This window comes from Desulfovibrio sp. 1188_IL3213 (assembly GCF_036763145.1).
Taxonomy (GTDB): domain Bacteria; phylum Desulfobacterota; class Desulfovibrionia; order Desulfovibrionales; family Desulfovibrionaceae; genus Desulfovibrio.
On record NZ_JBAIYR010000629.1, the window covers coordinates 1 to 1,006 of the forward strand.

At 63.0% G+C, this 1,006-nt stretch carries 1 protein-coding gene and 1 pseudogene; both read left to right on the forward strand.

What is annotated here, in order from left to right:
- Positions 1-151: 151 nt before the first annotated feature.
- A complete protein-coding gene (locus tag V6C16_RS14135; protein ID WP_291438705.1) occupies positions 152-376 on the forward strand; it encodes an indolepyruvate ferredoxin oxidoreductase subunit alpha in 225 nt (74 codons plus the stop codon).
- A pseudogene (locus V6C16_RS14140) lies at positions 373-1,006 on the forward strand (3-methyl-2-oxobutanoate dehydrogenase subunit beta); the annotation flags it as partial. The gene V6C16_RS14135 and the pseudogene V6C16_RS14140, both read left to right, overlap by 4 nt.

The following is a 1,006-nucleotide window of genomic DNA, read 5'->3' on the forward strand; positions in this document are numbered from 1 at the left end:
GGGCGGCGTGCGGCCGGCGCGCCTTTCGGGATGGTCCTGCAAGGCATGCCGGGGTACGGAAGGGCCTTGAAGGCAAGGCCCCAAGGCACAGGCCGCCCACGGCGACCTGTTTGCCTTCCCCAGTCGGGCAAAGCCCCCCCAAGGAGTAAACATGTCACGAATCGTGTTTCTGGAAGAACGCTGCAAGGGCTGCCGCCTGTGCGTGGAAGCCTGCCCCGTGCATATTCTGCGGCCATCGGGCCGGTTCAATCGCCAGGGTTATGAAGTTATGGAAATGGACGGACAGTGTACGGGGTGCGCTTCCTGTGCCGTCATGTGTCCGGATGTGGCTATCCGTGTCTTCAAAAGCGCCGGAAAAAAAGGGGGCGAGGCATGAGCCAAAGCCAGAATTCCTCTGAGCGTATCCTCATCAAGGGCAACGAGGCCGTGGCCTTCGGCGCTGTTGACGCTGGCTGCCGCTGCTACTTCGGCTACCCCATCACGCCGCAGAACGAAATCCCCGAAGTGCTTTCTTCGCTGCTGCCGGAACATGGCGGACAGTTTGTACAGGCCGAGAGCGAAGTGGCTGCCGTCAACATGCTGCTGGGCGCTGCGGCCTGCGGCATTCAGGCGCTCACGTCTTCCTCCAGTTGCGGCATATCCCTCATGCAGGAGGGCATCTCCTACATGGCGGGCAGCCACGTGCCGGGGGTAATGGTCAACATGCAGCGCGGCGGGCCGGGCCTTGGCGACATCGGTCCCTCACAGGGCGACTATTTTCAGGCCGTCAAGGGCGGCGGCCACGGCGACCACCGCAATCTGGTGCTGGCCCCGGCCACTGCCCAGGAATGCTATGACTTCATGTTCCGCGCCTTTGCTCTGGCCTTCAAGTATGCCAACCCGGTCATGGTGCTCGGAGACGCCATCGTGGGCCAGATAAAAGAGCCTGTGCGCCGCATGCCCCCGGCTGACGCCGTTGCTCCCGAAGCCCTTGCCGCCCTGACAAAAGACTGGCGGCTTGAAGGCT